Raw genomic sequence first — 24,178 nt, 5'->3', positions numbered from 1 at the left:
CATGCAGAAGAGGGAAAACCGGGTGGAGGAATGATGAACCAAAAGAATCTAAAATCATCAAGAGCAATGGCTACGACGGCTACGCCTACGCACTGCTAAACTACCCCATACCTTCCATAACTGGATGGAAGTAGAAGGCGAATCCCAATACTGTATAAGCAGCTAATAACAAAGTGCCTTCGAGCCAATTGGATTTACCATCAGAACTAATACTGTTTGCAATCAACACTGACACAACCACAGCAACTAATTCAAAGGGTTTGAAATCCAAATCCATTGGTTTACCCAATATCCGCCCTGCTATTACCAACACGGGCGCGACAAATAAAGCAATCTGCATACTCGATCCCACAGCTACAGAAAGGGAAAGATCCATCTTATCTTTCATCGCCACGGTGACTGCTGTGGCGTGTTCAGCTGCGTTACCGACGATGGGAACCAAAATTACCCCTGTAAACAGCGCTGTTAAACCTAGCTGAGATGTGGCCACTTCTAGAGAATCGACCAACATTTCTGACTCAAGTGCCACTAGCAAAGTACATACTAATAGCACGCTAACCCACAACATCATATTTGGTTTAGCATGAGGGGCTTCCTCTTCTTCTATCTCCGCTACACCCACGTCATATAAATAAGAGTGGGTTTTCATTGAAAATAGCAGCGTTAGGGCATAAACCAGGATTAATACTACAGCAACAGCAATAGAAAGATTTTGCAGTGTTTGTTCGTTAATTCCTTGAGAGGTATAATTCATCGCCGTTGGCATCAAAATGGCAATCACTGCTAAATTCATCGAAGCAGCATTCACCCGCGCCACAATTGGCTGAAATGTCTGTTCTTTGTAGCGCAGTCCTCCCAAAAGCATGGAAAAACCCATTACCAGTAGTAAGTTGCTGATAATCGATCCCGTGATACTGGCTTTGACGACATCTATTAACCCAGCGTTCAGCGCTACTAGGGCGATGATTAGTTCTGTTGCATTACCAAAGGTGGCGTTTAACAAGCCCCCCAATGACGGCCCCACTACGACAGCAATTTCTTCTGTGGCTGTACCCATCCAAGCTGCTAAGGGCAGGATTGCTAATCCAGCTGTAATGAAAACTATCAATTCTCCCCACTCTAGAAAGTGGGCTGCTACAGAAACTGGGATAAACAGTAATAAAACGAAAAGAATAATGTTTTTGGTTGACATTTGTTGTTTTGGGTTGAGGGTATCATTCACAGCGAGCAATCCTAAATTTTAAATTTGGAGTGTTGAATTAAAAATTACTTTCACTCATCACTCCCATAGGATACTCTCAACCACCTGTAGACCAATTCAGAAATTGTACTGTTTTCAGTTCACTACAGCGTATGTAAAATAAGATTGCGATTTAAGGAGTTTTTGTAATCTTTTGTTGCAAAACTATGAATTTGAGCCAAAATATTACACCAACAATGGGGTTTAATATATTAAAAGACAATTAAAATTTTGATTGGCGCTGCTAACGAGAAAACCCCTAACTGAGGCCTTCTTCAATGGCTAATTACTTTGAGCCTTCAGGGAAAGGGCTGTGCGATAACGCAGATTTCCCACTACAATAAAACCGCTTTGTCAAAAATTTGGTTGGATTCCATAGTTGTTGTTTATACCGGATTTTGTGTGAAAACCATTGTAGAAAGGTTTACGCACAATGTTTTCGGTGCAACTGCAAGTTTTTTGTTTTGGATAAATATACATGACTTCTGCTGCTGAAATGCCAGCTAGCTCTGGCTCAACGTTAACATTACATTCAGATCCCAAAAACGCTCACGAAACCGATCCCCTGAGAAAGGCTAATGGTGTTTATGTGACGGTGCATGGTCATTTTTACCAGCCACCGAGGGAAAACCCTTATCTGGACGCAATTGAACGCCAACCGAGCGCTGCACCTTTCCATGACTGGAATGAGCGGATTCATTGGGAATGCTATCGCCCGAATGCCTTTGCCAGAGTCTTAAATGACCAAGGTGAAGTGGTGGGGATCGTCAATAATTACGAGTACTTTAGTTTTAATATCGGGCCGACGCTGATGTCGTGGCTAGAACGCTACGATGTGGAAGTTTATCAGCGCATTTTAGAGGCGGATGCCAAGAGTAGCCAACGCTTGCATGGTCATGGTAATGCGATCGCGCAAGTATACAATCACATCATCATGCCTCTGGCGAACGAGCGCGACAAACATACCCAAATTCGCTGGGGTAAAGAAGACTTCCGCTCCCGCTTTGGCCGCGATCCCGAAGGGATGTGGCTAGCAGAAACTGCTGTAGACTACGCAACCTTAGAAGCTCTTGTTGCTGAGGGTATTCGCTTCATTGTCCTTGCACCGTCTCAAGCCCTGCGTTGCCGTCCCCTCCCCACTCCAGATCATCCCCATCCTGAATGGATCGAAGTTGGCGGTAGTCAGATTGATTCTACCCGTCCCTATCGTTGTTATTTGAAGCCCACACTCGACACTTCATCTTCACCTCTGAGTGCGATCGCCACTAGCCCCAACGATAGTAGTACAGAAGAATTACCCTACATTGATATCTTCTTCTACGATGGCCCGATATCGCGCGACATGGGTTTTAGTGATGTAGTTTATAACTCCAGTCACTTTGCCGGACGTATCGGTTCCGCAGTCCGTGGGGATCATCGTCTGGCACAGTTAATCTCGGTGGCGACAGATGGGGAAACCTTCGGACATCACAAGAAGGGAACAGAAAAAACTTTAGCCTACGCCTTTACCAAAGAGTTTCCTCAACAGGGTTGGACGGTAACGAACTTCGCCCACTACCTGAGCTTAAATTCTCCCAGTTGGGAAGTGGAATTGAAGTCAGTCACAGCCTGGAGTTGCGCCCACGGTGTCGGCAGATGGGAGGATGACTGTGGTTGCGGTGGTGAAGGCGGTGTTTGGCATCAAAAATGGCGTCGTCCCTTGCGGGATGCCCTCAATTGGCTGCGCGATCAGCTAACTGAGGTTTATGAGGAACATGGTAGGCAGTTATTTCGCGATCCCTGGCAAACACGAGATGAATATATCCAAGTAATGCGCGATCGCTCTGCTACCAATGTCAACCGTTTCCTCGCCCGTCATCAAACCCACAAACTAACAGCAGCCGAACAAGTAGACGCTCTGCGCCTGTTGGAAATGCAGCGTCACGCTTTGTTAATGTTTACTAGTTGTGGTTGGTTTTTTGAAGAAATTTCCCGTCCAGAGGGGACGCAAATTCTGCGCTATGCCGCCCGTGCTTTGGAATTGGCAGGGGAAGTGGCTGGCGTACAGTTAGAAAAAGGCTTTGTCAAACGTCTTGGTTTAGCCCCCAGTAATGTCGATGAATTCAAACACGGTGCAGAAATTTATCGGCAACTCGTGTTAACTGCCCAGCTTGGCTTTAAGCAAGTAGCATCCCATTACGCCATTACTTCCCTATTTACCAATCAGAAACCATCACAGACGCACAATTCTTTGCCTAGAAAAGATGTTGCTGACAAACAATCTCAGCGTTACCACAAAAAAGTTTATTGCTATGCTGCCAATGAGCTAGATTACCAACTGCAACGGATGGGATCGCTAACTCTGGCTGTAGGAAATTTAAAGCTGGTATCAGAGATTACTTGGGAAAGTGAGCATTTGGTATTTGCGGTTCTGCATTTGGGAGGCTGGGATTTCCACTGCTGCATTCAACAATTTACTGGGCGGCGTGACTACAGCCAATTAAAAGAAAAGCTGTTTGGGGCACTAAAACAAGCTAGTGCGGCTCATACTATCTTGGCGATGACACAGCTATTTGGCGAAGAAGCTTTCAGCTTACAAAATCTATTTGCTGAAGAACGCCACCGGATTATGCGGTTGCTTAGTCAGGAAACACTGACACGCTTAGGACAGTTGTATACCCAAGCCTACCGTGATAATTATGGAGTGCTGATGGCGTTTCATCGAGATGAAATCGCAGTACCACAAGAATTGCAGGTGGCAGCAGATATTGCTTTAGGGCATCGCTGTCTGATGACATTGCGATCGCTAGAGCAAGATATTGCCGATCCCCAAAAGAGTTGGAGTCACATCTTAGAATTGGAAGCGATCGCTACTGAAGCAAAACATCTGCGTTGTCGGCTGAATATTCCCGACGGTAAGCAGATGTTAGAACAGTTAATTGCGCGATCGCTCTGGCAATTATTGCATGATGCCAATGGTAGCTTTAATGCAGATATCCAACTATTGGAGCGATTGATTGATGTCGGGGATCAACTAAATATTGACATTTCCCTACAGCGATCGCAGGAACTATACTTTAGTTGTCTGCACAGTCAAATAGCGCCGGTGTGTATTACTAGCATTGGAAATGAAGCAGATAATCAGTGTCTTCAGTTGCTCAAGTTGGGCAAGAAGTTAGCCGTTGATGTTAGTGCGATCTCCAATCAGTTGGGATAAATGTAGGGACGCACGGTAAAAATCTCACACAGAGAGAAGGGGAAAATTTTCCCCTTCTCTTTTTAATTTTCTTTACTTAGCCTGGGAGCGATCGCAATGGTAGGGATAAAGCCACTCACACCTGAAGAGTCCAAATGTATGTTTCTCAAAAAAGGTTCCTGCATGGCGGCTACGTGATATGTTGATCCCAGCTTTAGTTTTAACCTCATATAGCCAGGGAAAGACTATTACTAAAACAGTCATAAAAGTGAAGAGGTAAAGAATTGTAGTTTTAATATTGGGGAATCTTCGGTAATTGCTATTGTGGTTTTGAGGCATAGAAATTAGAAACGAATAGCCCACACCATTTTAGCCTAATGCTGAAAATATCGCCGGAAGCGGGGGTCAATATTATCTGTTTTCTGCTGATTGCAGGTAAGACAGAGAGTTTGTAAATTGCTGATATCATTTTGACCACCACGGGCAAGGGGAATGATATGGTCAATGCTGAGGTGAGTTTCTGTAGTAGTTTTACCGCAGCTTTGGCATTGATATTTGTCACGTTCAAAAACATATTTCTTAACTTCTGGGGGGATACGAATGCGGGGAGTTTTGCTCATTTTCTCTCTAGTTGCTAAGAAATTCTTCCAAGCTAGGTACATCTACCCAACTTGCTTTTGTATGAGATTCATGGGATAAATCCATCAACAACTGAGAATAAATTCCTTCTCGCAGCGATGGTGTAATTTCCTGATTGCGTTCAATTCCTTTTACCCATTGGTCTACTACGCGGATAAATGCCGAAATGCGGCCATCAGCATAATTTTTCGGAAAAATTAACCGATTCGGTATTTCTATTTCCGTTAGCGGTTTACCTAGCTGGGAACCCCAAACACGAAAGCCGTGTATATAATCTTTTTGATTTTCACTGCCTACAATTAATGTACCGCGATCGCCATATACTTCTACCCAATGAGTTCTTGCTGCATGAACAACTGCGCTGATAGAAAGTTGGCAAGGTGTACCATTCGCTAATTCCAAGGTTAATATACAGTTGTCATCTGTATTCACTGCCTTAGATTCCCCTGTAATCGGGTCAACTCGTGTCGGAATAGCAGTACTCAAATAGGCGTTTAATCTACGCACTGGCCCGAATAACCAGTGAATGTAATCGAAGGCGTGGGAACCTAAAGATCCTAATGCACCGCCTCCTTTATCTTTGTCAGAATACCAATTCCAAGGGCGTGAAGTATCAGCACGAGAAGAACCTAACCAATCAATTTTAATTAGGCGTAAATCACCCACATAATCTTCTGATAGTAATTCAGCAAATAACTGCCATGCTGATACAAAACGAAATTCAAAATCTACAGTCGCAATTACACCTTTTGCTTTCGCTAACTGATAAAGTTCTTTAGCTTCGACTGCATTTAAGGTTGTCGGTTTTTCTAGTAATAAATGTTTCCCAGCTTGTAGTACAGTTTTTGCCATTTCATAGTGCAAAAATGGCGGCGTAGAGATACTGACTGCTTGCACTTCTGGTAATGCCACAATATCAGCCAGAGAATCAGAGGCGTGAGGTATATTATGGGATTCTGCTATGGCTTTAGCTTTATTTATATCTCGATGATAGACAGCAACTACCTCGGTTTGAGGATGTGCTTGGAATCCAGGGATGTGGACTTTTTGACCAAATCCAGTGCCTGCGATCGCAATTCCAATCATATAATCTTTTCCTATATTGTATGTGATTTTTATTGTTCGTAATAAATTTTACAATTATTGTAAGATTCTAATTGTAAAAGGGTAACGATAATACTCACCCTTGTAAGCTTTTACAGATGCAAAAGTCACTACAAATGATTGTAGTATGAGTTTGAATAAAATTAATGACATCAGTACAATTAGCAAGCCGTCTAAAATATTTTTTATTTCATTGGATGAACCATTATTAATCATCACCATGACAAAGCTAGTTAACAATAAAATTAAGGATATTGCTATGACAATCAATGTATATAATGTTAAAGAAAATTGAAAATTTAAAGATTCTTTACCTTGAAAATCAATCCAAGGATATTGTGATTTTTTAAAGTGCCAAATAATCAGGGGAGCTAAAAGATTTAAAGGTAAATATAAAGGAATGCCAATAAATACTAAAAAAAACAATAATATCCATCCCAACAAAGCCGAGAAATGACACAACACCGCCCATATACGCATTTGTTGTTTAGGTTTTTGTCTCATGGCTTTTTATGTGTAGGTGGATTTACCAGATAATTACCCACTCTAATTATCTACAAAAAAGCCAAAAATGAGCTTAAAACCTGAGTATTTCTCCGTCATAGTTTTCGGAAAGAAGTTTTATTTCTCTGACTGTGCCCAATGCGGTTTGGATAAGCATTTGGGGGATGGGGTTGCGGGTAAGGAGTAAAGGATGTATTCAAAACCTTTTCCCTTTAACCGAACCGTATTGAGACTGTACCCTCTTTTGGCATTGAGCGATGGCGTAACCGCCTGCCGGAGGCGATGGTCTCCGACCGACCGGAGGTCATCGCAATTTGAAAACAGTCTGACAGTTTATACTGAGTACTGGGGAAACAAGCAACCAGATTTTGGGATACTCAATAGCAAGGTTAATATAGAACTTACGCACAAGAGATCCGCTCTATGCTGTAAACTTAATAACACTAACGGATTTTCAATATGCGAGTTCAAATAACTGTAGTTGCGATCGCAGTAATGTTAGTGGGTGGTAAAAATCCAGAGGCCCTTGCAGACTCGCAACCATCTACTCAAGATGGGGCTAGTGGGATTGTGACACCAGAAGCTACGATCCATGTAGAGGGAGAGTATGCCAAATATGGTAATTATATGGGAGTTAGTTTAGGAGATAGCCAGACGCTGGAAATTTCCCAAAAAATTGTCAAAAATATCCAGATTCGTTTTATTAATGACAAAGGTCTGCCAATCAAAGGGCGAACTCAAAAAGATTTTATCATTGGTTTGCTCAGACTCAAACCAGGTCAGGTATTCCGTGAAGATTTACTTCAAGCAGACTTGCAACGATTGAGGAGATTAGAGTCATTTAATCAAGTCAATGTTTACCCTAAAGAAGATGCTTCTAGTGTTAATCTCATTTATGCAATCAAAGAGCGTAGCTTCCCTTCTCTCATCTTAGGAGGCGGTAATAACGATGACGTTGGGTTATACGGTCGGGTGGGTTATAAAGATGAAAATGTTAGTGGTCTGAATGATAAATTAGATACAATTTTGCAGTTCAGCACTAAAGATGTCCAATTTGATGGTCAATTTACTAGTCGTTATCGTTTAGAAGAACCAAACCGCTTAGGCTATAGCATTAGAGGTTTTCGTAATCGCAATACATCGGGAACCTTTAACGAAGATATCAGATTGGCTAACGGTGACAAAGTGCGAGAAGGAAGATTTGGTGGTTCTGTAGCGCTTTTACGAGCTTTTGATGAATGGGATACATCTGTGGCGCTCAACTATACCAGAATTAGCCTACGCGATGGAGAATATAACGTTGTCCAGGTCGATAGATTAGGGAGTCCTCTATCTGTGAGCGGTACTGGAATTGATGACTTATTTACAGTATCATTTGCCGTATCCAGAGATCAACGCGATCGCCGAGACAATCCGACTCAAGGCTCAATCCTCACCCTCAGCACAGAACAAGCGATTCCCATTGGACTAGGGAATATTTTCAGCAACCGCCTACGGGGAGACTATATTCAGTATTTCCCAGTTAGCTGGATAGGTAATGGTAGACCAACTGATAATCCAGAAATGTTGGCGATTAATTTACAAATTGGTACAACTATTGGAGACTTCCCACCAGCCGATGCTTTTAATATTGGTGGAATAGATTCTGTCAGAGGTTACGGTTATGGTAAAGTTGCCAGTGGTCGGAGTTATGGATTAGCTTCCGTGGAATATCGGTTCCCAATTTTCCAATCAATAGGTGGAGTTGTCTTTACTGACTTCGCCTCAGATTTTGGGTCTAGCGAAACCGTGTTAGGAGAACCAGGAGTCTTACGAGACAAACCTGGAAGTGGCTTTGGTTACGGCTTAGGATTGCGCTTGAACTCACCCTTTGGGCTAATTCGAGGCGACTTAGGAATTAGCGACAAGGGAGAAGTGAGATTTGAAGTTACTACAGGTCAGCGATTTTAAGATAGTTGGTTGATAACTCGTTCCAATTCTTCTATCATCACATCTGAACCTGTTTCCCGATATACTTGCACCAATGATTGGTAAAACCACAAAGTTTTTTCTTTACCACTGCTAAATTCAGTCCAAATAACATCTCCATTTGTCGCCAATCTGCCAGCAAAGACCTAGCATTATGTAGTTTATCAGCCAGCGAAACTCGCCGAACTGAGGGTGAAGCGTGACGGAGTTTTTCTATGTATCTATTCTTACGCTCTTGCCAAGGTGGTTTCGGTGGTGTATCCCACTCTGTACAGCCATCGATAATTGCCACAACTGTTTCGCCGAAACGTTGGCGGATGTCCTCACGAATGGGTTTACCACCTTGGTCTTCTATACTATCGTGTAATAAAGCTGCGATCGCTTCCTCTTCACTACCACCCATTTCCAATACCAGCGCCGCCACACTCAACAAATGGGAAATATAAGGAATACCGCTAACCTTACGAGTCTGGTTAGCGTGGAGACGATTAGCATAGACTAACGCCGCTTCAAATCTTTCTGTTAATTTTGCTGCACCCATTTTTTATCCTCACAATTAATCTTCTTGAATAATCCAGCTATCCTAAATTTAGAAAGTATTAATAAGTATGCCTTATGCACTCGTATATTATCCAAATATCAACACACAGCAAACTAATAAAATTAGGCAAAAATATGACCCACAGTTTTATTTAATTGAACCGCATATCACCCTAGTCTTTCCTCTAATCGGAGCTATCTGTGAAGATCATCTTACTCTTCATATTAAAAATATCCTGAGTGCATGGAAAAAATTTCCTATTCATCTACAGGGATTTCAAAAATCATGGGATGAATATCTGTTCCTTACGGTTCAAGAAGGAAAAGAAAATGCGATAAAATTACACAATGATTTATATACGGGTATATTAGCTGAATATTACAGAGAGAATACAGCCTTTGTTCCACATCTAATGCTAGGAGTATTTTCTAAAAATCGGGTTCAATACTTACAGGCTTTAGAAGAAGCACAACAGTTAGATTTAGATTATTGTTGTATGGTGGAAAAACTAAATCTGTTGAAGATTACTGATGTGAATAGGCAAATAGTCTGGAACCAAGAATATATATTGCATATATTGCCAAGTTGAACATGAAGAACTTGCAAGTTGTGGAGAAAGAGTTTTCATCCCTCCCGATTATTGATATTAGCGCCTTAGTTTCTGGAAAAGGAAATCTCTATTCCGCCGCATCTCAGATTCGGCAAGCGTGTCGAGAATCGGGATTTTTCTATATTATCGGACATGGTGTAGACGAAAATTTGCAGCAGAGGCTCGAAGAACTCAGCCGCCAGTTTTTCGCCCAGGATTTGGAAACTAAACTTAAAATTCGTATGGCTTTAGCTGGTATTGCATGGCGAGGCTATTTTCCCGTTGGTGGCGAACTGACATCCGGTAAACCTGACTTGAAAGAAGGTATTTACTTTGGCGCTGAACTGCCAGACGAACACCCACTAGTGCAAGCTGGTACTCCTATGCATGGTTCAAACCTCTTCCCCGCCAACATTCCCCAATTTGGCGAAACAGTACTTGAATATATGGAGGCGATGACAAACTTGGGGCATACTCTTATGACTGGTATAGCCATAAGTTTGGGATTAGAAGAATCTTACTTTGCTGATCGTTATACTTCAGATCCTCTAGTGTTGTTTCGCATCTTTAACTATCCTCCTAATTTATCACCGTCAGATGGTAATCCGATATGGGGTGTTGGCGAACATACTGATTATGGGGTTTTAACTATTCTCAAACAGGACGACTCAGGCGGATTACAAGTTAAATCCAAATCAGGTTGGGTTGCTGCGCCTCCCGTTCCAGGTTCTTTTGTCTGTAACATCGGCGATATGCTAGACAAGATGACGGGAGGTTTCTATTGTTCTACGCCTCATCGTGTACAAAACCAGTCCCAAAATCACCGCCTTTCGTTCCCCTTCTTTTTCGATCCCAATTTCGATGTAGAAGTGAAGCCGATTGAATTAGATAATATAGTGGCGAATGATAATATAAGCGATCGCTGGGATAACGCTAACATTCATGATTTTCGCGGAACTTATGGTGATTATGTGTTGAATAAGGTGTCTAAGGTTTTTCCAGAATTGCGGCGAACAGTATTATAGGGTTTTAAGAAATTGAAGGCGGCATTGCAATTCATCAAAATCCCTATTAGGGATTGAAACGCCTTGGTTGGTAGATTATTTCACGTCTTTTTTTGCTTAGTATTGCAATTCATCAAAATCTCTATTAGGGATTAAAACTAGCTATTTCTACTTTTTGCAATACCTTACGTTCTATATTGAAACCCCAAAATTGCTGGTAATACTGGGGAGAGAAGAAAAAATGTATGAGTCAATGGGTTTATAATTGAAAACTGTGACTCAGAGAGAAAGTTTGATCTAAGGAAGTCCTAGCTCAAATCTTATCCCAAGGGGAGATGCCAAGGACGAACAGTGACAACTCATAATTGGAGCGAAGCGACTGGTGGACAGTTTATTACAAGGAGTTAACCTGTACTTAATTGGCATGATGGGCGTTGGTAAGACGACAGTAGGCCCCTTACTAGCAAAGCATCTAGGTTATGGGTTTTTGGATCTTGATGGTGTCATTGCCAAAGCAACAGATAAATCTATCAATGAGTTATTTGCCGAAGAAGGTGAAGCAGGGTTTCGCCAAATAGAAAGTGACGTGCTTTCGCAAGTTTGTGCTTTTACAAAATTGACTATAGCAACCGGCGGGGGCATTGTATTACGGCGAGAAAACTGGGGTTACTTGCACCACGGTTTGATAGTGTGGCTAGATGTGCCAGTTGAACTCATTTATAGGCGTTTAGCTGAAGATACCACCAGACCACTCTTGCAAGATACTGACCTTAAGGGTAAATTGCGATCGCTCCTCGAACAACGAACACCACTTTACTCTCAAGCCGATTTGCACATCACCGTCCAAGAGGGAGATACGCCTGAAGACATTGCCAACAGAATAATTGAGGTAATTCCTAACGTTCTCAAGCCACAAGCTTCTCATTAACAAGACTCTAATTACCAAATTTTGGTCATCCGTAGGATAAACTCGCGTAATTCTGGATTACCACTAACTGCTTCGGGATTTTCCAAAATCTCAACTTCTCGATTAGGACGGTAAATGTAGACTTTTCGATTCTGCCGATCTATTAACCAGCCTAGTGATGTACCGTTATCGATGTACTCCTGCATTTTCTCTTGTAATTTGATCAGGCGATCGCTAGAGGAACGTAGTTCAATTACAAAATCAGGACAAATTGGTGCAAAAGAAGCTTTTTGTGCTTCTGTTAAAGCATTCCAGCGCTCCAATTTAATCCAAGAAGCATCAGGGGAACGCATCGCTCCATTAGGTAGCGTAAACCCTGTACTGGAGTCAAAGCCTATGCCAGTGCCATCTTGTTCTGTCCAATACCCAAGCTGTGCAGCAATGTTAAAGTTACGGTTGCCCGTATCTGAAAAAGCTGGTGGCATAATGATGACTTCCCCATTAGCAGTGCGCTCGATTCGCAAATCTCCATTGGCTTGGCAGAATTCGTAGAACTGCTCATTTGTCATCTGCACAAGGGAGGGGAAATTTACCGTTAGGGGTATGCTTTCAGTTTGGATTAGCAGCGTGGTCATTTTCATTCCCTAGCTTCAGCCGAATGATTTCAATTCTAGAGGTTTGAAGGAGCGATCGCTTGCTTGTTGTGTCGGGTAATCTGGGAATAGTTAACCTGTCTCATCCGTCGTATTTATGGGATTGACTCTAAAGCTTGAAATTTTACTCCTCTGTCACCAAAGAATTCAATGGATATTGAAGAGTTTTTCAGTCGTTTAGATACTGGGGAAAAGGATTTTTCAGGAGTCGATCTCAGTGGTGCAGTCCTAAGCGAAGTTGATTTGTCTGGCATTAATCTCAGTGGTGCTGATTTGAGTGGGGCGATCCTCTGTAAAACTAAGTTATGGGGTACTGATTTAAGAGACGCTAATCTGAGCGGTGCTGATTTACGTGGTGCTGATTTGAGAGTTACTCATATGGAAGGCGTTAATCTTGAAAATGCTAACTTATTGGAAGTTAACTGGCGCGGTGCGGAAAAGTATGGGGCTTATTTTTACAATACGGTTATGCCAGATGGTGAACTCGTAACTGAACCAAACAGCTATGAATGATCAGTACAAACATACTCAACTTTGGCAGCCGAGATTGTGAGGAGTTACAAAGTCTTCTACACTGACTGAAATAGGTTTTAACTCTCTCTGTTAGGCTCCTCATGACGGACAACGATTCTGAATACATCAGACAAACTGAAGCCACTCGTGTGCGTGTACTCAGTGAAGCACTACCTTATATTCAACAATTCGCCGGTCGCACTGTTGTTGTCAAATATGGCGGCGCAGCGATGAAAGATAGCACACTCAAAGACAAAGTTATCCGCGATATTGTATTCTTATCCTGCGTGGGCTTGCGTCCAATAGTAGTACACGGCGGTGGCCCAGAAATTAACAGTTGGTTAGATAAGCTGGGAATCGAACCACAATTTAAGAATGGTCTGCGAGTCACTGATGCTGCCACAATGGATGTGGTGGAAATGGTTTTAGTTGGTCGAGTTAACAAAGAAATCGTCGCCCTAATTAACCAAGCTGGTGGATTGGCTGTAGGACTTTGCGGTAAAGACGGTAATCTATTTACAGCCCGTCCCCAAGGTCAAGAAGGCATCGGTTTTGTCGGGGAAGTCAGCAATGTTAACATCAAGATTTTGGAAACCCTCGCTAGCAATGGCTATATTCCGGTAGTCTCTAGCGTCGCCGCAGACGAAACAGGGCAAGCTTATAATATTAACGCTGATACTGTAGCCGGGGAAATCGCTGCGGCACTAGGAGCAGAAAAGTTAATTTTACTGACCGACACCAGTGGAATTTTAAAAGATTACAAAGACCAATCTACCTTGATTCCGAAAGTAGATATCCGCGAAGCCCGCGAGTTAATTGTCAATGGGATAGTTACCGGTGGGATGATTCCCAAAGTTAATTGTTGTGTGCGATCGCTTGCTCAAGGAGTCCGTGCAGCGCACATCATTGATGGTCGCATTCCCCACGCCCTGTTACTAGAAATCTTTACTGATGTTGGAATTGGGACAATGATTTTGGGTTCGCAATTTACCTTTTGATGCTTATGAGGCATGGGGGATGGGAGATTGGGGATTGGGGATTGGGCAAAACACAGTTCCGTTAGCGGATAGCTAAGGTTTAGCCCGTGCTGTTAGCGGATAGCTAAGGTTTAGCCCGTGAAGAGTTAGGAGTTACGAATTCTTCCCCTGCCTGCTGCCCCCTGCCTCTCTATATTTTGCTCACCTGCATTTGATACCAGAGTTTTTAATCAGAAAATAGTCGCAGCTACTTAGTTAAAATTTTAGAAATTTATCCACTTCAGATTGTCAGCCTTTGAAAAGATTCCAAAAAGATTGCTGGTGTTGGCAAAATTAAAACAGTGCTAATTTTTGTATAAGACGTGAGTGCAGAAAGTTTAGAAATTGCTAAAACCTTCTACCAGACTGGGAAAATTGCCTTTGAAAATGGGCGATACCGTGAAGCTGTAGAAAATTTAGAAAAAGCCAGCGCCCTATTAGCTCGTAATTCTCGCTTTGGGGGTGAAGTAGAAATTTGTCTGGTGACAGCTTATGAGGCGGCTGGACGCACGGATGAGGCGATCGCTCTTTGCGAAAGACTCAAACGCCATCCCTATATTGAAATCAGCAAACAAGCGCGACAGATGGTTTACATCTTAAAAGCACCAAAGCTGAAAAGACCTAGTGAATGGATGACCCAAATCCCCGATTTGGGCACACTACCCGATAATGAACTCAAAATTTCTGTAGCTGCTAAACCCACTAAATCTTCTGTGCCACAGAAGCCAAAACCCACAGAACCAGAATTTGTTGACCTCAGTCAGGTCAATACCAGAGATAATCGCTTTATCTGGGTGGCGCTAATTGCCATTGGTTTAACCATCTCGTACTTGGTTTGGTTGAATTTTTCAGGAACCCCTGGCTGATACTATGTTGACTTTTGGGGAGATTTATGGTTTCAACTTCTTCAATTTTCGGAAAGATTTTGTTGTGGTTAATCAGACCATTTAGTTTTGTATTGACACTGAATGGTCGAAATCGAATGAACCGCGTCTTTCCTATGCAAAATCCTATATTGTGGCTAGTGCTATTAACATCCCTGTTACTGACTGGCTGTGTTAAATACGATGTAGGGCTTAACTTTGATAATTCAAATAGTGGTGAATTCGTACAGCATATTAAGTTGGGAGAGCGGCTAACCAGCTTTAGTGGCGATTCTGTATACGAATGGTTGAATAGCATAGAACGCCGCGCCCGTCAACTAGAAGGTAAAACGCAGCGAGTTTCCCAAGAAGAAATCATCGTTACAATTCCTTTTAGTAGTGGTAGCGAATTGCAAGAGAAGTTCAACGAATTTTTTAATTCCCGTACAAATCAATCCTCTGAGGCTGTGCAGAGCAAATCTGACTCAGAACTGCCAAAGATTGAATCAAACGTCCTGTTGGAGCAGAATTATTTTTTACTTTTAGTCCGAAATCGGTTGATTTATGATTTGGATTTGCGATCGCTTGCTCTAATTGCCAGCAAAGGTAATGTTCTCGCTAATGCTGGTTCAATTCTCGACTTGGAATTTAGCTTGAAAACTCCTTGGGGAGCCAAAAACATTCAACTAACTGAAACTGCCATTGAGCCAGAAAAAAATGGCAATCAACTAGTGTGGAAACTCCAGCCTGGTCAACTCAACCACATAGAAGCGGTTTTCTGGCTTCCTAGTCCCCTTGGTATTGGTGCATTGTTAATTATCCTATTTGTCTGGGGAGGATTGTACTTAAGATACAATTTCATGCCAGATCCCAGAACTCAGTTGCTTCCCAAAGCAGCAGCTACCCAGGAATAGTAGACTACTTATCTGTTAAGAGAATTGGGAATTGGGAATTGGGAATTGGGCATTGGTTATTCCCCTTGTCTCTCTATTACCCATTCCCCATTCCCTGTTCCCGTTGTTCACTGCCATACCAGCGTTCAGCAAGTACATTGAGTTGATGAAGGATTTCAATGAGTTCCTGACCCCGTTCTGTCAGACCGTAAGTTACTTGGGGTGGAACAGTTGGTTCATATTGGCGATAAATAATCTCTGCTGCCTCAAGCATCCTCAGTCTTTCTGTTAAAACCTTGGTAGAGATGCCCTCGACTAAGTGCTTCAATGCAACAAAGCGAGTAGGTCCACTATTACACAACACCCACAGTATATACATTGTCCAAGGGCCTGATAGTAAAGACATCAGAATGCTGATTGGGCAAGCATCAGAATTTTTAGAGACAGACATCGATAAGTTCGCCAAAATTTTCCAATAGTTACTTTATGGTAACTACTTTACTTTAGTAACTAGTTACTTTTAGTATCTGATGTAATGCTTTGAAATTTAGACTCAAAAAAAAATCAAAGCAGTAAATCCTAGCTAATCAGGAGATATTTGGTGGTAAACATTCTACATATTGATTCCAGCCCCCGTGCTGAACGATCGCACTCACGAGAACTATCTAAAGAATTCGTCAGTGCTTGGAGGGCAGCACATCCTGAAGATGCGATCGCCTATAGAGATTTAGGCCGTCACCCAGTTCCTCACGTTGATGAAGCTTGGATTGCGGCAGCATTTTCACCACCAGAAACCCATACCCCAGAATTAACTGAGGCAATCAGGATTTCTGACGAATTGATTGATGAGTTTTTGGCAGCCGATCGCTACGTCTTTGGAGTGCCAATGTATAACCTGAATATCCCTTCCACTTTTAAGGCTTACATCGACCAAATTGTTCGTGCTAACCGGACTTTTGCTGTAGAAGCTCAAGGCTTTAGAGGCTTAGTCGAGGGTAAAAAGGCGATTATCATTACAGCTCGCGGCGGTGACTTTAGCGGGACATCTCCTTTCGCTGCTTATGACTTCCAAGAACCATACCTGCGGGCGATTTTCGGCTTTATTGGGCTTACAGATATTCAATTTATTAATGCTAACAGGCTGAATGAGGGTGATGCCCGTACCCAATCTCTATCAGAAGCACGGGCAGCAATTCAAGACGCGATCGCTCAGTGGTAATGTATGGAATTGGGAATTGGGCATTGGTTAAAAATTGTTCTTCCCCTGCCTCCTGCCTCTTCTTCACGGTGATAAACGCTCAATTTTCCAAGTGCCATTATCTAAACGGCTATAGAGCAAGCGATCGTGTAAGCGACTAGAGCGTCCTTGCCAAAACTCAATTTCTGTAGGGATCACTCGTAAGCCTCCCCAATGAGGCGGTCGGGGGATCTCTTGATTTTCATATTTGCTATAAAACTCCTGCATACGTCGCTCTAAAACTTCTCGACTTTCTATCACCTCGCTTTGATTAGATACCCACGCACCCAGGCGACTGTTAGGAGGGCGAGTATCAAAATACTGATCGGATTCAGTTTCAGAAACTTTCTCTACATACCCACAAATCCGAACTTGACGTTCCAGTTCTGCCCACCAAAAGACTAAAGCCGCCAGAGGATTTTCTGCCAGTTCTTGTCCTTTGCGGCTATTGTAGTTGGTGAAGAAAGCAAAGCCCCGTTCATCGAAATCCTTCAATAGCACCATTCTGGCTGAGGGCTTACCGTCGGGTGTGACGGTAGCAAGAGTCATCGCATTGGGTTCGGGGAGTTGACCTGCTAAAGCCTGATCGAACCATTTTTTAAATTGGATAAAAGGATTGAGGTCTACCTCAAGTTCACTCAAACCTTCCAAGGTGTAGTCTTTGCGAAGGTCAGCTACGGTTTTGTCCATTTTGATTTACTTCCTTGCTATCAGATACACTTATACATATCTTTGTTAAAAATATCTATGATGATAATCAGTGCCATCAAGAATTTTACAAATTCTTTCAGGAATATCTTAAAATAGGTTGCATAAAATGCGCCGTTCGGCCTCCCTTCAACGCCTGTTAATTTATGGTCTGAGTGGTCCAATTATCGCTCTTAATGTCTGGCTACTGTCCGTGCTTTTTCGATACTTCCAGCATCCCATTACCGTCTTGAGCATTGGGGCAATTTTAGCTTTTCTACTAAATTACCCGGTTAAGTTCTTTGAACGTGCCCGAATTACGCGCACTCAGGCAGTAATCATAGTTTTACTTGCAACATTAACCCTGTTTGGAATTCTAGGTGTCACCTTAGTCCCGTTGATCATTGACCAAACAATCCAACTGTTAAATAAGATCCCTGATTGGTTAGGCGCTAGTCAAGCAAACTTAGAGCAATTTGAGATGCTGGCAAAACAAAGACGTTTGCCGATTGATCTAAGAGTTGTAACCAGTCAAATCAATGCCAACATTCAGAATCTGGTGCAACAGCTAGCTTCTGGGGCAGTGGGATTTGCTGGGACACTATTATCAGGCTTATTTGACGTAGTGTTAGTCATTGTGCTGGCATTTTATATGCTTTTATATGGCGATCGCGTCTGGTATGGTCTGGTCAATCTTTTGCCTTCTAATATTGGAGAGCCTCTTACCGCATCCTTACGCCTAAATTTCCAGAACTTCTTCCTTAGTCAGTTGTTGCTAGGGCTATTCATGATGCTAACCCTGACACCAATTTTCTTAGTCATGAAGGTACCCTTTGCCCTGTTGTTTGCCATATTAATTGGGATTTCAGAACTCATTCCCTTTATTGGGGCATCTCTTGGCATTGGTCTAGTGACGATTTTAGTACTACTGCAAAATTGGTGGTTAGCGGTTCAAGTTGCAATCGCGGCAATTCTTATGCAACAGCTTAAAGATAACTTGTTAGCTCCCAGGTTACTCGGCAACTTTATCGGACTGAATCCCATTTGGATTTTTGTAGCTATTTTGATGGGATTTGAGATTGCTGGGCTGTTAGGAACGCTTGTTGCTGTTCCCATTGCTGGTACTATTAAAGGCACTTTCGATGCGATCAAGAGCGGCAAACCGAGTGATTTTGTCTCAACTGTCACCATTGCTCATGACCCACCTCAAGATTGAGAGGGGAGGGACAGGAGGGCAGGGGGCAGGGGAAGCAGGGGAAGAACAATTTTTAACCAATGCCCAATTCCCAATTCTCAATATCAAAAGTTGCACATTCCGATCTCACAATTCACAATGGTGATTGATTACAAATTTCAGAGGATACTGGCAGCAGGCAATTCCTGATTAAAAGAAGCACAAGCGAATCTATTAAGTACACGCTTTGCCAAGATTCAATGAATTTACTGTTGAATTTACAGTCTTTCGATTCTTAATTAATTAACTTAGAACCCGTTGATGGAAGCTTCCGAGCTATTAGAAACAATCACACTCCTGATTTACCAAGCTGAACAGGGAGAAATTGACCCTTGGGATGTCCAAGTAATTGAGGTGATTGACCGTTACTTAGAACTGATGGCACCGGAGTCAATAGGAAGAGGCTATGAAGCGGATTTGTCTCAATCTGGACAGGCATTCTTATCAGCATCAATGCTGGTATTATTCAAAGCCAATACATTGATGCAATTGTCAACAGTAGGTGATATCCAGGATGGTGTATTAGATGATGCGATGCTGGAAGATGAAGACGGAATATCACATCATGGTCATCGTCTACCATTAGAACGGCAATTGCGTCGCCGTCCATCGGCAATGCCACCACCGAAGCGTCGGGTGACTCTGCAAGAGTTAATCAAGCAATTGCAGATTATGGCAAACCAGCTAAAACTAGTAGAAAAAGTCAGCAAACCGATTCGTCCCAGACGTTTGCCTAGCGTCCAAAGTATGCGGGAGGCACTGGAGTTAGCTCACCAAGAAAATCTGACAGAAGTAGCTGGAGAACTCGAACAAGTCTTGAATTTATCGGCCAGAGAGCTAAATTCAGAACAAAATTGGTTGAATTTAGAACAACTTGTAGAATTGTGGACTCAGACAAAGCTTTTCAACCAAAATGGGTCTGGACATGAGTCTAAACACAGTCATTTAGTTAGCGTTTTCTGGGCGCTACTACTACTTTCGGCTCAATCGAAAGTAGAGCTATTTCAAGAGGAGTTTTACAATGAGATTAAAATTCGGCTAATTACAGATTCAGCTAAGACCAGTAAACCTTTTGAGCAGTCGATGAACTAAAAAAGCTAAAAGTAGCCCTACAGATAATTTACAGATTTTTGATTCAGTCTCAAAATCCGAGTAAATTGAAAAGATAAGCGATCGCTTGTCATCTAAGTATATAGATGGTTGTAATAACCACTAAATTCCTGTTATCCCTGTTTTGGGGATAACTTAGAGCAGAAATAAAAACTGATGATTAAGTATCACTCGATGAAAGTAAACTGGCTTGTGGTTGAGGAATAAATTTTTATGAAAGCGATGATTCTCGCGGCTGGCAAGGGTACTCGCGTGCGTCCGATTACCTATACAATTCCTAAACCAATGATTCCCATCCTGCAAAAGCCAGTGATGGAATTCTTGCTGGAACTGTTACGCCAACATGGATTTGACCAAATTATGGTCAATGTCAGTCATTTGGCTGAAGAAATAGAAAACTATTTCCGTGATGGTCAACGGTTTGGGGTGCAGATTGCCTATTCCTTTGAAGGCAAAATTGATGATGACGGTAAACTGGTAGGGGAAGCAATCGGTTCTGCTGGAGGGATGCGCCGCATTCAAGACTTCTCACCGTTTTTTGATGATACCTTTGTGGTGTTGTGCGGTGATGCTTTGATTGACCTAGATTTAACTGAGGCGGTTAAATGGCATAGAGCTAAAGGGGCGATCGCTACTATTATTACAAAATCTGTTCCCCAGGAAGAAGTTTCGAGCTACGGTGTGGTAGTCACTGATGAAGAGGGGCGTGTTAAAGCTTTCCAAGAAAAACCTTCAACTGAAGAAGCCCTCAGCACCAACATCAACACAGGTATTTACATCTTTGAACCAGAGGTTTTTAACTATATTCCATCTGATGTGGAATATGACATTGGTAGCCAATTGTTCCCCAAATTAGTGGAAATCAAAGCCCCCTTCTATGCCATCCCTATGGACTTTGAATGGGTAGATATTGGTAAAGTTCCAGACTATTGGCGGGCGATTCGCGGTGTACTGCTGGGTGAAATCAAAAATGTGCAAATCCCCGGTCATGAAGTCGCCCCTGGTATTTATACTGGCTTAAATGTCGCCGTGAATTGGGACAAAGTGGATATCACAGGCCCAGTTTACATCGGCGGGATGACAAGAATAGAAGACGGAGCGAAAATTGTCGGCCCAGCGATGATTGGCCCCAATTGTTGGATATGTAGTGGCGCAACAGTGGAAAATAGCGTGATTTTTGAATGGTCGCGCCTGGGGCCAGGAGTCAGGTTAGTCGATAAGCTAGTGTTTGGACGTTATTGTGTAGATAAAACTGGGGCCGCTATAGATGTCCAAGCGGCTGCTTTAGACTGGCTAATTACCGATGCTCGCCAGATACCACCATCTCATACCCCTGTTGAGCGGCAAGCGATAGAGGAATTGCTGGGGACAAACGCGAATTAGGGAATGGGGAATGGGGAAGAAGCAAGGGGGCAGGAAAAAAGCACTATTGATTGATTCTTGAGCCATCCTCAATTCCCAATTCCCAATCCCCAATCCCCAGCCCCTAATGTTTTACTCGTGCAACCAAGGTGTTATGTGTGGTTGCCAATTGACTAATTCTTCATCTTTAAACCATAGGGCTATTTCCTGTTGTGCGGTTTCTGGAGCATCAGAACCGTGGATCAAGTTACGACCAATATTTATGCCAAAATCACCGCGAATTGTTCCCGGTTCAGATGTTAAGGGGTTTGTAGCACCAATAATCTTTCTGGCAGATGCAACGACACCATCACCTTCCCATACCATCGCTACCACTGGGCTAGAAGTGATAAATTCGACTAGACTACCAAAAAAGGGACGTTCCCGGTGAACACCATAGTGTTGTTCAGCTAGTTCTTTACTGACTTTCAGGAACTTTAAACCAACTAGGGTAAAACCTTTAGTTTCAAAGCGACGGATAATTTCCCCCACTAATCCCCGTTGTACTCCGTCAGGCTTAATTGCTAAGAATGTACGTTCCATTGCGATCTCCCAAAGCTTAATAAAGTTTTTATCTTGTCATTTGTCATTTGTCTAAGGGTTTTGCACTCTTGACTAGTGACTAATGACCAATGACCAATGACCAATGACCAATGACCAATGACCAATGACTCTTGACCAATCAGAGTTTATCTTAGAAATTATCTTTGGGTACATATACGTTCCCAAATGAATGCGTTAAATTGTTAAGTCGTGGGCGAAAAACAGAGGTTAGGAAGAAATGGGTGTTGAGTCAACTGCTACATCTGACGAGGTGGTACCAGTACCGTCCAATGGACAAAAATCTGAAGTGAAAAATCATAAGCAAAAGAAACTTTTACCACCTAGTACTACCACAGGAAGTTTACCTCGCTCCTGGAAAATTGAGGATAGCGAAGAATTATACCGTATTGAAGGTTGGGGACAACCCTATTTTTCCATTAGCGCTGCTGGTCACGTCACCGTTTCACCCAAAGGCGATCGCGGTGGTTCCTTAGACTTGTTTGAATTGGTTAACTCCATGAAACAGCGCAACTTGGGACTTCCGATGTTGATTCGCTTTTCCGATATTTTGGAAGACCGGATTGAACGGTTGAATGCTTGTTTTGCCAAAGCGATCGCCCGCTACAACTACCCTGGCGTATACCGGGGTGTGTTTCCTGTCAAATGCAACCAAGAGCGGCATTTGATTGAAGATTTAGTTAAGTTTGGCAAGCCTCATCAATTTGGCTTAGAAGCTGGTTCCAAACCAGAATTAATGATTGCCCTGGCTGTCTTAGATACACCAGGAGCGTTGTTAGTTTGCAACGGCTACAAAGACCGAGAATACATCGAAACGGCCATGTTAGCCCAAAGATTAGGGCAAACACCAATCATTGTCTTAGAACAGATTGAAGAGGTTGATTTGGTGATTGATGCCAATCGCCAGTTAGGTATTAAACCGATTTTGGGTGTTCGTGCTAAACTCAGTACCCAAGGTATGGGACGTTGGGGAGCCTCCAGTGGCGATCGCGCTAAATTTGGTTTGACAATGCCTGAAGTCATTGAGGCTGTTGACAAGTTACGGGAAGCTAACCTGCTCGATTCTTTGCAGTTGATGCACTTCCACATCGGCTCACAAATCTCTGCCATTAATGTAATTAAAGATGCCATCCAAGAAGCCAGCCGCATTTATGTGGAATTGGCTATGCTGGGGGCGGATATGAAATACCTTGATGTCGGTGGCGGCTTGGGCGTAGATTATGATGGCTCCCAAACCAACTTCTATGCGTCGAAAAATTACAATATGCAGAACTATGCCAACGACATCGTGGCAGAGTTAAAAGATACCTGTGCAGAGCGCCAAATTACCGTACCAACACTGATTAGCGAAAGTGGACGTGCGATCGCTTCCCATCAGTCCGTGCTGATTTTCGACGTTCTCAGTACTAGCGATGTCCCTCTCGATTCACCAGAACCTCCACAAGAGGGAGAATCCCCAATCATTAATTATCTTTGGGAAAGCTACCAATCTATCAACCAAGAGAATTACCAAGAGTTGTATCACGATGCGGCACAATTCAAAGAAGAGGCCATCAGTCGCTTCAACTTAGGAATTTTACGCCTCAGAGAACGAGCCAAAGCCGAACGGCTATACTGGGCTTGTTGTCAGAAAATTCTTAACATCACTAGGCAGCAAGAATACGTACCAGATGAACTAGAAGACCTTGAGAAAATCATGGCTTCCATCTACTACGTTAATATGTCAGTGTTTCAATCAGCACCAGATTGCTGGGCGATCGACCAGCTATTCCCCATCATGCCAATCCACCGTTTGGATGAAGAACCAATCCGGCGAGGAATTTTAGCAGACCTAACCTGCGATAGTGATGGCAAAATAGACCGCTTTATTGACCTGCGCGATGTCAAATCAGTTTTAGAACTACACACCTACAAGCCCGGAGAACCCTATTATTTAGGGATGTTCTTGAATGGAGCTTACCAAGAAATCATGGGCAATTTGCACAACCTATTTGGCGATACTAATGCTGTTCACATCCAATTAACGCCCAAAGGCTACCAGATTGAACACGTTGTCAAAGGTGACACCATGAGCGAAGTAGTAAGCTACGTTCAATATGACTCCGAAGATATGGTGGAAAACATTCGCCAGCGTTGTGAGAAAGCATTAGAAGAAAAGCGCATCACCCTAGCAGAATCTCAGCGATTACTGCAAACCTACGAGCAGAGTCTCAGAAGATACACGTATCTGAATAGTTAGTTAGGAATGGGCATTGGGCATTGGGCATTGGGAATTGGGAATTGGGTATAGCTCAAGAATCAATAAATAGTTCTTCTTCCCCTGCTTCCCCTGCTTCCCC

General features: G+C 42.8%; 23 protein-coding genes and 1 pseudogene. 14 read left to right on the top strand and 10 right to left on the bottom strand.

The genetic code is table 11. The features are described 5' to 3' along the window. Nucleotides 1–100: 100 nt before the first annotated feature. Nucleotides 101–1,192 carry a calcium/proton exchanger gene (gene cax, locus G1O98_RS19980; RefSeq protein WP_163930916.1) on the bottom strand — a complete coding sequence of 364 codons (1,092 nt, stop codon included), beginning with the start codon at nt 1,190–1,192 and terminating at the stop codon, nt 101–103. 526 nt (nt 1,193–1,718) lie between these two features. On the opposite strand from cax, the gene G1O98_RS19975 reads away from it, so the two are divergent. Next, on the top strand, nt 1,719–4,436 hold the full coding sequence (locus G1O98_RS19975) for a DUF3536 domain-containing protein (protein ID WP_163930914.1): 2,718 nt from the start codon (nt 1,719–1,721) through the stop codon (nt 4,434–4,436). A 72-nt stretch (nt 4,437–4,508) separates the two neighbouring features. Here G1O98_RS19975 and G1O98_RS40080 read toward each other — a convergent pair whose 3' ends face one another. From G1O98_RS40080 to G1O98_RS19960, 4 genes are read right to left on the bottom strand one after another with little or no spacing between them, the layout of a single operon-like run. Beyond that, nucleotides 4,509–4,754, bottom strand: coding sequence for a hypothetical protein (locus G1O98_RS40080; protein ID WP_243458486.1), 246 nt, complete (start codon nt 4,752–4,754; stop codon nt 4,509–4,511). A gap of 35 nt (nt 4,755–4,789) precedes the next feature. Next, on the bottom strand, nt 4,790–5,035 hold the full coding sequence (locus G1O98_RS19970) for an HNH endonuclease (RefSeq protein WP_163930912.1): 246 nt from the start codon (nt 5,033–5,035) through the stop codon (nt 4,790–4,792). A gap of 7 nt (nt 5,036–5,042) precedes the next feature. Next, nucleotides 5,043–6,140, bottom strand: a complete 1,098-nt coding sequence (locus G1O98_RS19965; RefSeq protein ID WP_163930910.1) for a Gfo/Idh/MocA family oxidoreductase — start codon at nt 6,138–6,140, stop codon at nt 5,043–5,045. A gap of 54 nt (nt 6,141–6,194) precedes the next feature. Continuing rightward, nucleotides 6,195–6,662 (bottom strand): DUF4870 domain-containing protein, encoded by a 468-nt coding sequence (locus tag G1O98_RS19960; protein WP_163930908.1) that lies wholly within the window; start codon nt 6,660–6,662, stop codon nt 6,195–6,197. A 459-nt stretch (nt 6,663–7,121) separates the two neighbouring features. On the opposite strand from G1O98_RS19960, the gene G1O98_RS19955 reads away from it, so the two are divergent. Continuing rightward, complete coding sequence (locus tag G1O98_RS19955) at nt 7,122–8,612, top strand: BamA/TamA family outer membrane protein (RefSeq protein WP_163930906.1); 1,491 nt, start codon at nt 7,122–7,124, stop codon at nt 8,610–8,612. Here the strand turns inward: G1O98_RS19955 and G1O98_RS19950 are convergent. After that, nucleotides 8,609–9,171: pseudogene (locus G1O98_RS19950) on the bottom strand (HD domain-containing protein). The gene G1O98_RS19955 and the pseudogene G1O98_RS19950 sit on opposite strands and share 4 nt — an antisense overlap. 67 nt (nt 9,172–9,238) lie before the next feature. Between G1O98_RS19950 and G1O98_RS19945 the strand changes: the two are divergent. The 3 genes from G1O98_RS19945 to G1O98_RS19935 all read left to right on the top strand — a co-directional run bounded on the left by G1O98_RS19945 (nt 9,239) and on the right by G1O98_RS19935 (nt 11,692). Beyond that, a complete protein-coding gene (locus tag G1O98_RS19945; RefSeq protein WP_163930904.1) occupies nt 9,239–9,760 on the top strand; it encodes a 2'-5' RNA ligase family protein in 522 nt (173 codons plus the stop codon). Nucleotides 9,761–9,762: 2 nt separating this feature from the next. After that, nucleotides 9,763–10,785, top strand: coding sequence for an isopenicillin N synthase family oxygenase (locus G1O98_RS19940; protein WP_163930902.1), 1,023 nt, complete (start codon nt 9,763–9,765; stop codon nt 10,783–10,785). Nucleotides 10,786–11,146: 361 nt separating this feature from the next. Next, nucleotides 11,147–11,692: a shikimate kinase gene (locus tag G1O98_RS19935; RefSeq protein WP_163930900.1), complete on the top strand. Its 546-nt coding sequence runs from the start codon at nt 11,147–11,149 to the stop codon at nt 11,690–11,692. 11 nt (nt 11,693–11,703) lie between these two features. Here G1O98_RS19935 and G1O98_RS19930 read toward each other — a convergent pair whose 3' ends face one another. Beyond that, entirely contained in the window at nt 11,704–12,306 is a 603-nt protein-coding gene (locus tag G1O98_RS19930; RefSeq protein WP_163930898.1) for a Uma2 family endonuclease, read from the bottom strand. Between the two features lie 168 nt (nt 12,307–12,474). On the opposite strand from G1O98_RS19930, the gene G1O98_RS19925 reads away from it, so the two are divergent. From G1O98_RS19925 to G1O98_RS19910, 4 genes are all read left to right on the top strand, one after another. Continuing rightward, nucleotides 12,475–12,837, top strand: coding sequence for a pentapeptide repeat-containing protein (locus G1O98_RS19925; RefSeq protein WP_163930896.1), 363 nt, complete (start codon nt 12,475–12,477; stop codon nt 12,835–12,837). Nucleotides 12,838–12,938: 101 nt separating this feature from the next. Next, complete coding sequence (gene argB / locus G1O98_RS19920) at nt 12,939–13,835, top strand: acetylglutamate kinase (protein ID WP_163930894.1); 897 nt, start codon at nt 12,939–12,941, stop codon at nt 13,833–13,835. 341 nt (nt 13,836–14,176) lie between these two features. Then, nucleotides 14,177–14,719, top strand: a complete 543-nt coding sequence (locus G1O98_RS19915; RefSeq protein WP_163930892.1) for a tetratricopeptide repeat protein — start codon at nt 14,177–14,179, stop codon at nt 14,717–14,719. Between the two features lie 26 nt (nt 14,720–14,745). Next, a complete protein-coding gene (locus G1O98_RS19910; RefSeq protein ID WP_163930890.1) occupies nt 14,746–15,630 on the top strand; it encodes a DUF3153 domain-containing protein in 885 nt (294 codons plus the stop codon). Nucleotides 15,631–15,706: 76 nt separating this feature from the next. On the opposite strand, the gene G1O98_RS19905 is transcribed toward G1O98_RS19910, so the two are convergent. Next, nucleotides 15,707–16,060 (bottom strand): helix-turn-helix domain-containing protein, encoded by a 354-nt coding sequence (locus G1O98_RS19905; protein ID WP_012412503.1) that lies wholly within the window; start codon nt 16,058–16,060, stop codon nt 15,707–15,709. 150 nt (nt 16,061–16,210) lie between these two features. Between G1O98_RS19905 and G1O98_RS19900 the strand changes: the two genes are divergently transcribed. After that, nucleotides 16,211–16,828 carry an FMN-dependent NADH-azoreductase gene (locus tag G1O98_RS19900; protein WP_163930887.1) on the top strand — a complete coding sequence of 206 codons (618 nt, stop codon included), beginning with the start codon at nt 16,211–16,213 and terminating at the stop codon, nt 16,826–16,828. A 63-nt stretch (nt 16,829–16,891) separates the two neighbouring features. On the opposite strand, the gene pdxH is transcribed toward G1O98_RS19900, so the two are convergent. Next, on the bottom strand, nt 16,892–17,536 hold the full coding sequence (pdxH, locus tag G1O98_RS19895; protein ID WP_163930886.1) for a pyridoxamine 5'-phosphate oxidase: 645 nt from the start codon (nt 17,534–17,536) through the stop codon (nt 16,892–16,894). Between the two features lie 127 nt (nt 17,537–17,663). Here pdxH and G1O98_RS19890 point away from each other — a divergent pair, with 127 nt between their 5' ends. From G1O98_RS19890 to G1O98_RS19880, 3 genes are all read left to right on the top strand, one after another. Next, complete coding sequence (locus tag G1O98_RS19890) at nt 17,664–18,749, top strand: AI-2E family transporter (RefSeq protein ID WP_163930884.1); 1,086 nt, start codon at nt 17,664–17,666, stop codon at nt 18,747–18,749. 279 nt (nt 18,750–19,028) lie between these two features. Further along, entirely contained in the window at nt 19,029–19,859 is an 831-nt protein-coding gene (locus G1O98_RS19885) for a ScpA family protein (protein ID WP_163930882.1), read from the top strand. Nucleotides 19,860–20,090: 231 nt separating this feature from the next. After that, a complete protein-coding gene (locus G1O98_RS19880; protein WP_163930880.1) occupies nt 20,091–21,260 on the top strand; it encodes an NDP-sugar synthase in 1,170 nt (389 codons plus the stop codon). A gap of 111 nt (nt 21,261–21,371) precedes the next feature. On the opposite strand, the gene ndk is transcribed toward G1O98_RS19880, so the two are convergent. Next, nucleotides 21,372–21,821, bottom strand: coding sequence for a nucleoside-diphosphate kinase (gene ndk, locus G1O98_RS19875; RefSeq protein ID WP_012412496.1), 450 nt, complete (start codon nt 21,819–21,821; stop codon nt 21,372–21,374). A gap of 238 nt (nt 21,822–22,059) precedes the next feature. On the opposite strand from ndk, the gene speA reads away from it, so the two are divergent. After that, nucleotides 22,060–24,078 (top strand): biosynthetic arginine decarboxylase, encoded by a 2,019-nt coding sequence (gene speA / locus G1O98_RS19870; protein WP_012412497.1) that lies wholly within the window; start codon nt 22,060–22,062, stop codon nt 24,076–24,078. Nucleotides 24,079–24,178: the final 100 nt, after the last annotated feature.

This window comes from Nostoc sp. UIC 10630, assembly GCF_010747425.1.
In the GTDB taxonomy this organism is placed as follows: Bacteria; Cyanobacteriota; Cyanobacteriia; order Cyanobacteriales; family Nostocaceae; genus Nostoc.
Note: the sequence above shows the minus strand (reverse complement) of the source record. Positions and strands in the feature narration are given on the sequence as shown.

Coding starts and splice junctions, on each gene's coding strand:
- cax (WP_163930916.1), bottom strand. CDS start 1,192: ATGTCAACCAAAAACATTATTCTTTTCGTTTTATTACTGTTTATCCCA.
- G1O98_RS19975 (WP_163930914.1), top strand. CDS start 1,719: ATGACTTCTGCTGCTGAAATGCCAGCTAGCTCTGGCTCAACGTTAACA.
- G1O98_RS40080 (WP_243458486.1), bottom strand. CDS start 4,754: ATGCCTCAAAACCACAATAGCAATTACCGAAGATTCCCCAATATTAAA.
- G1O98_RS19970 (WP_163930912.1), bottom strand. CDS start 5,035: ATGAGCAAAACTCCCCGCATTCGTATCCCCCCAGAAGTTAAGAAATAT.
- G1O98_RS19965 (WP_163930910.1), bottom strand. CDS start 6,140: ATGATTGGAATTGCGATCGCAGGCACTGGATTTGGTCAAAAAGTCCAC.
- G1O98_RS19960 (WP_163930908.1), bottom strand. CDS start 6,662: ATGAGACAAAAACCTAAACAACAAATGCGTATATGGGCGGTGTTGTGT.
- G1O98_RS19955 (WP_163930906.1), top strand. CDS start 7,122: ATGCGAGTTCAAATAACTGTAGTTGCGATCGCAGTAATGTTAGTGGGT.
- G1O98_RS19945 (WP_163930904.1), top strand. CDS start 9,239: ATGCCTTATGCACTCGTATATTATCCAAATATCAACACACAGCAAACT.
- G1O98_RS19940 (WP_163930902.1), top strand. CDS start 9,763: ATGAAGAACTTGCAAGTTGTGGAGAAAGAGTTTTCATCCCTCCCGATT.
- G1O98_RS19930 (WP_163930898.1), bottom strand. CDS start 12,306: ATGACCACGCTGCTAATCCAAACTGAAAGCATACCCCTAACGGTAAAT.
- G1O98_RS19925 (WP_163930896.1), top strand. CDS start 12,475: ATGGATATTGAAGAGTTTTTCAGTCGTTTAGATACTGGGGAAAAGGAT.
- argB (WP_163930894.1), top strand. CDS start 12,939: ATGACGGACAACGATTCTGAATACATCAGACAAACTGAAGCCACTCGT.
- G1O98_RS19910 (WP_163930890.1), top strand. CDS start 14,746: ATGGTTTCAACTTCTTCAATTTTCGGAAAGATTTTGTTGTGGTTAATC.
- G1O98_RS19905 (WP_012412503.1), bottom strand. CDS start 16,060: ATGTCTGTCTCTAAAAATTCTGATGCTTGCCCAATCAGCATTCTGATG.
- pdxH (WP_163930886.1), bottom strand. CDS start 17,536: ATGGACAAAACCGTAGCTGACCTTCGCAAAGACTACACCTTGGAAGGT.
- G1O98_RS19890 (WP_163930884.1), top strand. CDS start 17,664: ATGCGCCGTTCGGCCTCCCTTCAACGCCTGTTAATTTATGGTCTGAGT.
- G1O98_RS19885 (WP_163930882.1), top strand. CDS start 19,029: ATGGAAGCTTCCGAGCTATTAGAAACAATCACACTCCTGATTTACCAA.
- G1O98_RS19880 (WP_163930880.1), top strand. CDS start 20,091: ATGAAAGCGATGATTCTCGCGGCTGGCAAGGGTACTCGCGTGCGTCCG.
- ndk (WP_012412496.1), bottom strand. CDS start 21,821: ATGGAACGTACATTCTTAGCAATTAAGCCTGACGGAGTACAACGGGGA.
- speA (WP_012412497.1), top strand. CDS start 22,060: ATGGGTGTTGAGTCAACTGCTACATCTGACGAGGTGGTACCAGTACCG.